Source organism: Streptosporangium sp. NPDC001559 (assembly GCF_042893955.1).
Taxonomy (GTDB): domain Bacteria; phylum Actinomycetota; class Actinomycetes; order Streptosporangiales; family Streptosporangiaceae; genus Streptosporangium.
Genome location: NZ_JBIAVG010000033.1, coordinates 21445 through 28795 on the forward strand (window position 1 = coordinate 21445; position 7351 = coordinate 28795).

Sequence of the window (7351 nt, forward strand, 5' to 3'; positions counted from 1 at the left end):
CTGTCAGGTGGAAGGGGCCAGGTCGCGTCGGCGCAGGAACGCCAGTCCGGCGACGGCCAGGGCGCACGAGACCGCGGTCAGTCCGAGCAGCGGCGCGACCGTGGAGGAGGCGTCCCCGAGCAGTGTCGGCGGCACGTGCACGAACGGTGAGAGGTCCTGAACTCCCCCGCCGACCAGCCTGAACTCCGCCAGCAGGTCCACCAGCAGGATGAGGCCGAGCACACTCCAGCTCACGGCCGCCGCCTGCCGGGGCAGCACACCGAACAACAGCGTCGCGAACCCGACCATGGTCCAGACGGCGGGCAGATAGGCCAGCGTCGCCCCGGTGATGCGGAGAGCGTCGCCCTCGTAGGTGAGCCCCGCACCCGCCCCCAGTACGGCCAGCAGCAGTGCGGGGCCCGCGACGGCGAACACCAGGTGGCTCAGCGCCCAGCGCAACCTGCCGACAGGGGCGGCCAGCAACAGCTCGGCCCTGCCCGCGGCCTCCTCGCTCCGGGCGCGCAGCGCCGAGACCAGCGCGAACGCCGTGACGATCTGGCTGAGCACGTACATCACGAACGTGAAGAACACCTCGGAGATGCGCGCTCCCGGACCCCCGATCGTCGCCGCGAGCTCCCGGAACTGCGGTGTGTCCACCTGGGTGTCCAGCCCGCGCGCCGCCATGCCGAGCAACGCGCCCAGCAGGCAGAAACCGATCCCGGAACCCACGATCATGCCCCTGTGCAGCCGCCAGGCCAGGCCGATCCCGCCCCGCAGCGTCCCGGCGGCGGGTCCCCGCCGGGCGGCCAGCAGGCCACCGGCCACGTCACGCCGCGTGGACAGTGCGAACGCGGCGGCCGTCAGCGCGGCGACGGACACCACGACGACTCCCAGCACCCACCACCGGTCACCCGCGTAGGGCCTGGTCAGCCTGGCCCAGCCGAACGGCGACAGCCACGCGAGCCAGGAGACGCCACCGGCGTCGGCCAGTGAACGCACCGCGAACAGCAGACCGCCCGCGGCGACCGCGATGCCGCGCGCCGTACCCGAAGCCGCGGTCAGCTGCGCGGTGAGCGCGGCCACCGCCGCGAACGCCCAGCCCGCGGAGGCCGTCGACAGCCCGAACAGCACCGATGAGCCCACGGGCAGGCCCTCGCGGACCAGGCCGGGAACCGACAGCAGGCCGAGCAGCAGGTTGGCGGCCAGCACGACCGTGAGCGCGGCGGCCAGCGGGGCGTGACGGCCGACGACGCCCGAGGCCAGCAGTTCGCGCCTGCCGGTCTCCTCCTCGGCCCTGGTGTGCCTGATCACCAGCAGGATGCTGACCAGGCCGCCGATCAACGCACCGGACGAGCCGAGCGTCCAGGCGGTCAGGCCGCCGAGACTCGCCTCGTGGACGGGGCCGCGCATGGCCAGCTGGGCGGGGTTGCTCATCGAGGCCGCGGTGAAGGCGTCACGGGCGGCCTGGTCGGTGTACAGGGCGGCGGTCGCGGAGGCGACACCGGCCGGGAGCAGCGCGCTGATCGCGATCCACACCGGCAGCAGCACACGGTCCCTGCGCAGGATGAGCCGGATCAACGTCCAGGTCCCGGTCACGCCGCGGCTCCCTCGTAGTGGCGCAGGAACAGCTCCTCAAGCGTCGGCGGCTGTGTGGTCAGCGCACGCACGCCTACCCTGGACAGCTCGCCGAGCACGGCCGTGAGCGCGTCGCCGTCCACCTGGCAGCGCAGCAGGGCGCCGTCCACGGTGAGGTCGTGCACGCCGGGCAGTGCGGCCAGGCCGGGCACGGGTCCGGCGAGCTGGGCCGTGACCGAGGTCCGGGTGAAGTGCCGAAGGTCGGCCAGGCTGCCGGACTCGACGGTACGGCCCGCGCGGATGATGCTCACGCGGTCGCACAGTGTCTCGACCTCGGACAGGATGTGGCTGGACAGCAGCACCGTGCGGCCGTCGCGCTTCTCCCGCAGGACGCACTCGTTGAAGACCGCCTCCATCAGCGGGTCGAGGCCCGAGGTCGGCTCGTCGAGGATCAGCAGTTCGACGTCGGAGGCGAAGGCGGCCACCAGCGCCACCTTCTGCCGGTTGCCCTTGGAGTAGGCGCGGCATCTCTTGCGCGGGTCGAGTTCGAAGCGTTCGAGCAGTTCGGCGCGTCGCCGGGGGTCCAGGCCTCCGCGCACCCTGCCCAGCAGGTCGATGACCTCACCGCCGGTGAGCGAGGGCCACAGGGTGACGTCACCGGGCACGTAGGCGAGCCGCCGGTGCAACTCGGTCGCGTCCCGCCAGGGGTCGCCGCCGAGGAGTTCGGCCCGGCCCGAGTCGGCGCGCATCTGGCCGAGCAGGATGCGTGTCGTGGTGGTCTTCCCCGAGCCGTTCGGGCCGAGGAAGCCGTGCACCTCCCCCGTCCTGACGGTCAGGTCGAGCCCGTCCAGGGCCCTGGTCTGCCCGAAGCTCTTGACCAGGGCCTCTATCCGCACCGCCGTGCTCATTGTCCCTCCTCTAACTTGTCCAGACCGGTCCGTGCCTGTTCGAACAGTTCTTGGCCGAGGAACTCCGGCCTGATCAGGTCGAGCTGGGCCTTGCCGACGCGTACGGTGCCCGGGGCGGAGTAGACGTCGGTGCCGAGCGCGCGGGAGACGTGCTCGTGCAGCACCGTGATGCCGAGTTTCATCGCGGTCAGCACGGTCGCGTGGGCGCGGTGGTCTGCCTCCGCGTGCCCCTCGCGGGCCAGGTGTTCCTCCGTCATGGCGACGAGCTCGTCGAACATGGCGGCCGCGCCGGGCGAGCCGTCCACGAGCGCGCGGCCGAGATACTTCATCAGCGGGGGCGCGGTGCGGTGGACGTTCTCGATGAACTCCGGCCTCTCCAGGTTGCGGCCGGTGATGCCCACGTCGACCTGTTCACGCATGTAGCCGAGGACGTAGTCGTCGCACGCCTGTCTCAGCTCCTCCTTTGTGCCGAAATGGTGCTGCACCAGGCCGGGTGAGACGCCGCTCGCGGCGGCGATCCCCCGGATCGTGGTCGCCCTGACGCCCTGCTCGGCGAACAGCCCGAGCGCGGCGTCACGGATGCGGGCCCGTGTCGTCAGGTCCTCTTCGGATATTGGTCGCACGTCCAAGAGTCTATACATATGTATTGGAACCAATTCAAGTGTTCAGCTCACTTCGGCCTGCCGTACGGCCTCGTGCTCGGCCGGGACGCGGTAGGCGCGCAGGGGGCGGTTGACGAGGCCGACCGAGACCACGGCGAGCGCGGCCGTCAGCCCGCCCACCAGAAGGGCCACGGGAGCCGACGTGAGGGAGGCGAGCACCCCTCCCCTGAAGTTGCCGATCTCGGGACCGGCGATGCCGATGACGTGCTCGACCGAGGACACCCGTCCCCGGTAGTGGTCGGGGGTCTCAAGCTGTACCAGCGCGCCTCGGGTGACCACCGAGACGGTGTCGGCCGCACCGGCGACCGTCAGGCAGAGCAGGGCGAGCCAGATTGGCCCGGCCACGCCGAATCCGGCCAGCGCCAGGCCCCAGACCGTGGCCGCGACGAGCTGGACGAGGCCGCCACGGCGCAGGCGGGTGACGGTCCCGGAGAACAGGCCCGCGCCGAGCCCTCCGAGCGCGAGCGCGGTCAGGAAGAACCCCAGCGTGCGCGGGTCGCCCGCGAAGCGGATCTCGTTGACCAGGGGGAAGAGCGCGACCGGCATGGCCAGGACGGTCGCGGCGAGGTCCACGGACAGGGAACCCCACAGGGTGGGGCGCTGGAGGCTGATCCGCCAGCCTCCCCTGACCGGCCCGCGCCTGCTCCGCGATCCGCCGTCGGCCTTCGGTCCGGCCTCCGCCGCGGGGGCGGGCATCGGGGGCAGCCTGATCACGGCGGCCAGCGACGCGAGCCCGGCCAGGAACTGGATCGCGTACGCGGCGGGGTAGTGCCACCGCGCGAGCACGAAACCGGCGAGGGCGGGCCCGGCGAGCATGGACGCCTGGAAGGCGATGTTCTGCAGGGCGAGCCCCGCGGCGACCTGGTCGGCGGGCAGCAACCGAACCGGGAAGGTATGGCGGGCGGGCGCCCCGAGCGCCGCGCAGCCGGACTGGGCGGCGACCAGGGCGAGCAGCAGCACGACCGACCGGTTCCCCGAGGCGGCCTGCGCCATGAGCCCCGCGGCCGTCAGGGCCTGGCCGACGGTGGTGAGGCGGACGAGGCTCCTGCGGTCGACGGTGTCGGCCAGCGACCCGCCGACCAGGCCGAGAGCCAGCAGCGGCAGGCCCGTGGCGAGTCCGATGACCCCGGTCCAGAACGAGCTGCGGGTCAGGTCCCAGACCTGCAGCAGTACGGCGACGACGGCGATCTGCTGGCCGATGGAGGCGAGGCAGGAGCCGATCCACAGGTCGCGAAAGTGCCGGCTGTCACGGAGGGGCCGGACGTCCATCAGCCTTTCGCGCCAGCTCACGGCCGGATCTCCCCCTCCGCGGAAGCCACTGTGGAAGCGGTCTCGGCGGCCGGGAACTCACCGAGGTGGGAGAGGATCCGCTCTTTCATGGACCGCCGGGCCAGCGCGCTCTCCAGCTCGGCGACGACCGCGCTGAGCCGGTGGGGGATCTCGTCGTCGAGCTCGGCGACGGCGGCCTCGGTCGCGCGCCACTCGGCTTCGAGGAAGGGGATGAGGTCGCGGGCGCGGTCGGTGAGGGTGACGCGCCGGGTGCGGGCGTCCGTGCCCGGCTCCGAGTTGACCAGGCCCTCGCGGCGCATCACCGAGATCGTCTGGCTCATCGCCGAGTGCGAGCGGCCCAGGGATTCCGCCAGCTCACGGATCGTCAGCGGGCCGGTGTGCGCGAGGCGGATCAACGGATGGACGAACCGGGAGCGGACGCCTTCGATGCCCCGATCCGTGTACAAGGTCTCAATCTGGCGGTCCAGGTCGCCCAGCAGGGTGTGCAGCGCGTCCCAGCGACCGGGCGACGCGGTGGGGTCCAAAGATGTCACAGCGCTAATATAACAGCGCTCATATGATCCGAAGCTTTGTAACGGCTGCTACATTTCATGATGTGTCTGACTCTCAGCAGGCGGGCCGGTGGCTCGTTTTCCTGGTCAAGATCCCCGCCGAACCGTCCCGGCACCGGGTGGCCGTATGGCGGGAACTACGCAAAATGGGCGCCCTGTCGCTCGGGCAGGGAGTGTGGGCCGTACCGGACGTCCCCGTGTTCACCGACGGTGTCACCCGGGCGGGCGAGCTGACCGGGCAGGCGGGCGGCCAGTTCGTCACGCTTGTCGCGGCCGGGCGCGACAGCGGCGACGCCGAACGGCTGCGGGAGATGTTCACCGCGGCGCGCTCGGCGGACTGGACGGAGTTCCTGGCCGACTGCGGCAAGTTCGAGCAGGAACTGGCCAAGGAGATCGGGATCGGCAAGTTCACCCTGGCCGAACTCGAGGAGGAGGAGCAGTCGCTGGAGCGGTTGCGGCGCTGGCACCGTGACCTGACGGCGCGGGACGTCTTCGGCGCGCCCGAGGCGGCGCAGGCCGGGCGGCGGCTGCGCGAGTGCGCGGCGGCGTGCGAGGACTACGCCGAACGGGTCTTCGCCGCGCTGCACGAGATGCCGGAACCGGGGGGCGCGTGATGACGGGCCAGGCCCAGGCCGCCCCGGCCCGGCAGATGTGGCCGCTGTACGCGGCCGGGTTCACCACCGCGTTCGGCGCGCACGGGATCGCCGCCAACCTCGGCGGCTTCTCCGATGACGCCGTCACCTCCCTGCTCGTTCTCGGCGGCCTGCTCGCCCTCTACGACGGAGCCGAGGCGCTGCTCAAGCCGCTCTTCGGCAGTGTCGCCGACCGGATCGGCGCCCGGCCGGTACTGCTGGGCGGCCTGGTGGCGTTCGCACTCGCCTCCGCCGTCTACGTCGTCGCCGACAGCCCCGGATGGCTGTGGGCCGCCCGCCTGGGGCAGGGCGCGGCGGCCTCGGCGTTCTCCCCGTCGGCCTCGGCGCTGGTGGCCCGCCTCAACCCGGCGGCGAAGCTCGGGCGGGCCTTCGGCGGATACGGCTTCCACAAGTCGATCGGCTACACCCTCGGCCCGTTGCTGGGCGGACTGCTGGTGTGGGCGGGCGGACTGCGGGCGCTGTTCGCGGTCCTCGCGGCGCTGGGCGTGGTGGTGGCGGTGTGGGCCGCGCTGGCCGTGCCCGCCGTACCGCCGCTGCCCAAGAGCCGTCAGACGGTCCTCGACCTGGTCAGACGCCTGGCCGACCCGGCCTTCCTCGCGCCCACCGGGGCGCTGGCCGCCGCCACCGCCGCGCTGTCCGTCGGAGTCGGGTTCCTGCCCGTTTCCGGCCGGGCCGCCGACCTGGGCACCGTCGCCACCGGTGCCGCGGTCTCCGTCCTGGCCGCCTGCGCGGCGATCGTGCAGCCCCGCACCGGACGCGCGCTGGACGAGGGGCGCCTGACGACCCGCACCGGCATCGTGGCCGGGCTGCTCATCACCGCCGCGGGCCTGGCGGGCGCGACGCTGCCCGGCCTGACCGGCGTCCTGGTCGCCGCCGTGCTGATCGGCGTCGGGACCGGGCTCATCACCCCGCTCGGCTTCGCCGCTCTCGCCGCCCGCACTCCTCCCGAACGCATGGGCCAGACCATGGGCGCCGCCGAACTCGGCCGCGAACTCGGCGACGCCGGAGGCCCCCTGCTCGTCGCCGGCGTCGCCACCGTGGCCACCCTCGCCCACGGATACGCCGCCCTCGCCATCCTGCTCGCCCTTCCGCCCCTCATCGGCCTCCTCCTACGCCGTGTCTTCCCTGAACGCCCGGCGAGCCCCTGACCATGTGCCCGGTCCGCCCGTCGTCGGACACCTGTCGGAAAGGTGGGGTGTGTGTGGCGGAAGGGGCAGGGAAGCACCCGTAGACACCTATAGTCATCGGATGAACACTTAGCGCGACAGTTCGTATCTCGCGAGAGGACGCATCATGCCGACTGCGCGTATCGCCTCCGGACACACCGCCCCCGGGCAGGGCTGGCAGGCTTACGGACCCAACGGCATCTACATCGACGTCGACACCACCGCGGCCCACTTCACCGGAGCCCCCGTCTACGTCACCTCCATCGGCAGCACCGGCGGCAACCAGTGGTCGCTGGTCGGCCCCAGCGCCGTCTACGACGCCACGGCGAGCAAGTTCCGCGTCTACGTCCAGTGGAAGGACAGCAGGCCGCTGACGCCCGCCATCGCCCAGCAGTACGGCTGGTACATCAACTGGATCGGTTACGACAACCCCTGATCCGCCCCTGTGAGCGAAGGCGGAACCCCCGGCGCGGGGCGAATTCGAGGGGTCGTTGCAACACAGTTGATCAACTGGCTGTCGCCAGAAGCTTAGCGAGACGCTCGGCTGGGGTTTCCCAGTCGAGCGTT

Annotated in this window: 8 protein-coding genes; 3 read left to right on the plus strand and 5 right to left on the minus strand. The window is 72.1% G+C overall.

The features are described 5' to 3' along the window. Nucleotides 1-3: 3 nt before the first annotated feature. The 5 genes from ACFYY8_RS41525 to ACFYY8_RS41545 are packed head-to-tail and all read right to left on the minus strand — an operon-like array spanning nt 4 to nt 4947. Nucleotides 4-1575: an ABC transporter permease gene (locus tag ACFYY8_RS41525; protein ID WP_390050593.1), complete on the minus strand. Its 1572-nt coding sequence runs from the start codon at nt 1573-1575 to the stop codon at nt 4-6. Beyond that, a complete protein-coding gene (locus tag ACFYY8_RS41530) occupies nt 1572-2462 on the minus strand; it encodes an ATP-binding cassette domain-containing protein (RefSeq protein ID WP_390050594.1) in 891 nt (296 codons plus the stop codon). The genes ACFYY8_RS41525 and ACFYY8_RS41530 overlap by 4 nt, the downstream gene beginning before the upstream one ends. Beyond that, a complete protein-coding gene (locus ACFYY8_RS41535) occupies nt 2459-3085 on the minus strand; it encodes a TetR/AcrR family transcriptional regulator (protein ID WP_390050595.1) in 627 nt (208 codons plus the stop codon). The genes ACFYY8_RS41530 and ACFYY8_RS41535 overlap by 4 nt, the downstream gene beginning before the upstream one ends. Nucleotides 3086-3127: 42 nt before the next feature. Then, nucleotides 3128-4414 carry an MFS transporter gene (locus ACFYY8_RS41540; protein WP_390050596.1) on the minus strand — a complete coding sequence of 429 codons (1287 nt, stop codon included), beginning with the start codon at nt 4412-4414 and terminating at the stop codon, nt 3128-3130. After that, on the minus strand, nt 4411-4947 hold the full coding sequence (locus tag ACFYY8_RS41545) for a MarR family winged helix-turn-helix transcriptional regulator (RefSeq protein ID WP_390050597.1): 537 nt from the start codon (nt 4945-4947) through the stop codon (nt 4411-4413). The genes ACFYY8_RS41540 and ACFYY8_RS41545 overlap by 4 nt, the downstream gene beginning before the upstream one ends. Nucleotides 4948-5009: 62 nt before the next feature. Between ACFYY8_RS41545 and ACFYY8_RS41550 the strand changes: the two genes are divergently transcribed. The 3 genes from ACFYY8_RS41550 to ACFYY8_RS41560 all read left to right on the plus strand — a co-directional run bounded on the left by ACFYY8_RS41550 (nt 5010) and on the right by ACFYY8_RS41560 (nt 7220). Next, nucleotides 5010-5579, plus strand: a complete 570-nt coding sequence (locus ACFYY8_RS41550) for a Chromate resistance protein ChrB (protein WP_390050598.1) — start codon at nt 5010-5012, stop codon at nt 5577-5579. Continuing rightward, nucleotides 5579-6766, plus strand: coding sequence for an MFS transporter (locus ACFYY8_RS41555; protein WP_390050599.1), 1188 nt, complete (start codon nt 5579-5581; stop codon nt 6764-6766). Before ACFYY8_RS41550 ends, ACFYY8_RS41555 begins: the two co-directional genes overlap by 1 nt. Nucleotides 6767-6911: 145 nt before the next feature. Then, nucleotides 6912-7220, plus strand: a complete 309-nt coding sequence (locus tag ACFYY8_RS41560) for a hypothetical protein (protein ID WP_352012354.1) — start codon at nt 6912-6914, stop codon at nt 7218-7220. Nucleotides 7221-7351: the final 131 nt, after the last annotated feature.